The following is a 2,082-nucleotide window of genomic DNA, read 5'->3' on the forward strand; positions in this document are numbered from 1 at the left end:
TTGAAGATGCGGCAGGTTCGATGATTGTCGATATTGGCGGCGGTACGACTGAAATCGGTATTCTTTCACTGGGCGGCATGGCCTATTCTGCTTCTGTCCGCGCAGCCGGCGATGAATTCGATAAAAGCATCATCCATTACCTGCGCCGTCATCGCGGTGTCTTGATTGGTGAAGCTACGGCAGAAGAATTGAAGAAACAAATCGGCTCTGCATCGGGCTTTGAAACCGAAACAGCCATGCGCATTAAAGGCCGTGATCTGGCTGAAGGCACGCCTAAATCCTTGGCGGTTACATCAAATGAAATCCGTGAAGCATTGAGTGAAACGGTAAATCAAATCATCCGTGCCGTCCGTCTGGCTTTGGAACAGGCTCCACCCGAACTGGCCGGCGACATTGCCGACCGAGGCATTATGCTGACCGGCGGCGGCGCGCTTCTGCACGGTATTGATACCGTCTTAGCCGATGCAACCGGCCTGCCCGTCGGTATTGCCGACCAGCCTCTGAACTGCGTTGCCTATGGCGCCGGTAAGGCTTTGGACTATATCGGCAAATGGGATACCGTATTCACGGAAAACCCATAAGGTAGATGGTTATGGAACGCTCTTCTTTGCGCTTTGACGAGGCAAAAGGCCCTAAGCTGTTGCCTCGTTTTGTCGTTTATATCACGCTGGCTGCCGGCCTGATGGTGGCCGATTACCGCTTTTCATTGATGCAGCCTGTACGTGCGGCAGTAATGCCCATGCTCTATCCTGTTCAATGGCTGGCGAATCAACCTGTTCAACTTTATCAATATTTTGCCGACCTCTCCCAGTCCAAATCTGAGCTCTTGGAACAGAACCGCCGGCTTTTGGAAGAAAATGGCCGTCTGAAAATCGATTTGCAGCGGGATAAAGTCAATACCGATGAATTGCGCGAATTGAAAAAACTGTACGGTTTGCAACAAAAAGGCATTCACAACGTTATCGGTGCGGAAGTCATTTCCAATGGTAAAGATCCGCTTTCCGAAAGACTGATTATCGGCAAGGGCAGCCAAGATGGCTTGAAAGTTGGCGATGCGGTCATCGATCAAAGCGGTTTGATTGGCCTGTTGACACAAGTCCACACACAAAGCGCGGAAATTGAACTGATCTCAAGCGGACAAAGCATTGTCCCCATAGCCGTCAGCCGTACCGGCGAACGCAACTTGGCATACGGCAATGGCAACGGTTTGGATTTGCGCTATTTCCCAACCGGCTCAGACTTGAAACCCGGCGATATTCTGCTGACTTCTGGTTTGGATGGTACTTATCCGGCGGGGATTCCCGTTGCAACCGTCAGCAAGGTTGTTCGCGCATCGGGAACGCCTTATTACGATACGCAACTGACGCCTTTGGCCGCTTTACGCAGCAGCCGTTTTGTCTTGGTACTTTCTTCCGGCCCTTCTTCCCCACGCTGATTTCATGAACGATTTTGACGATTCTTACCGTGCAGTACCGCTGCACATCATGGCGGCCAGTCTCATTGTGATGATGATACTGGACTTTATGCCGTTTTCCTTTGACGGATTCTTCTGGCTGCCTGAAATGACGGCACTGATGTTACTGTATTGGGCATTGCACCAACCGCAACGCGCAGGCATGGGACTGGCTTTTGCCATCGGTCTGATTGTCGATGCAGCAACCGCCGCGACTTTGGGATTACATGCCCTGTCTTACGTCGTGATGACTTATTTCATCTTAAACCGCCGCCGCCAAATCATGCTTTACGGCCATATTATGCAATTGGCCGCTGTCTTGGCTGCGCTGCTTCTCAATCAGGCCGTCTTAACTGTTGCCCGTCTGTTCCTCAATCATCAGGTCATTACTTTGCAAGGCTTTGTTGCCCCATTTGTCGGCGCATTGCTTTGGCCGATACTCAGCCAGCTGATGCTGATTGTGACCCGTATTTACCGCTCCCACTGAAAAGATGAAACCGATTCTTCCACGCCGTCTTTCCGGTGGTCAACATACCAAAAAACCTTCTGCTCAGGCTGCACAAGCCGACGCTTTATTGCGCCTGCTCGTTGCTTTTGTCCTGATTGTCATCTTCTTTTCCATCTTGCTG

3 protein-coding genes are annotated in these 2,082 nt (G+C 51.2%); all 3 read left to right on the forward strand.

What is annotated here, in order from left to right:
* Positions 1-581: rod shape-determining protein (locus tag ACTHUM_RS12150; RefSeq protein WP_440402976.1), on the forward strand; the 581-nt coding region annotated here is incomplete at its 5' end.
* An 11-nt stretch (positions 582-592) separates the two neighbouring features.
* Positions 593-1,435, forward strand: coding sequence for a rod shape-determining protein MreC (mreC, locus tag ACTHUM_RS12155; protein ID WP_049336487.1), 843 nt, complete (start codon positions 593-595; stop codon positions 1,433-1,435).
* A 4-nt stretch (positions 1,436-1,439) separates the two neighbouring features.
* Positions 1,440-1,940 (forward strand): rod shape-determining protein MreD, encoded by a 501-nt coding sequence (gene mreD / locus ACTHUM_RS12160; protein WP_049336486.1) that lies wholly within the window; start codon positions 1,440-1,442, stop codon positions 1,938-1,940.
* Positions 1,941-2,082 lie beyond the last annotated feature (142 nt).

This window comes from Neisseria sp. P0021.S006 (assembly GCF_051956895.1).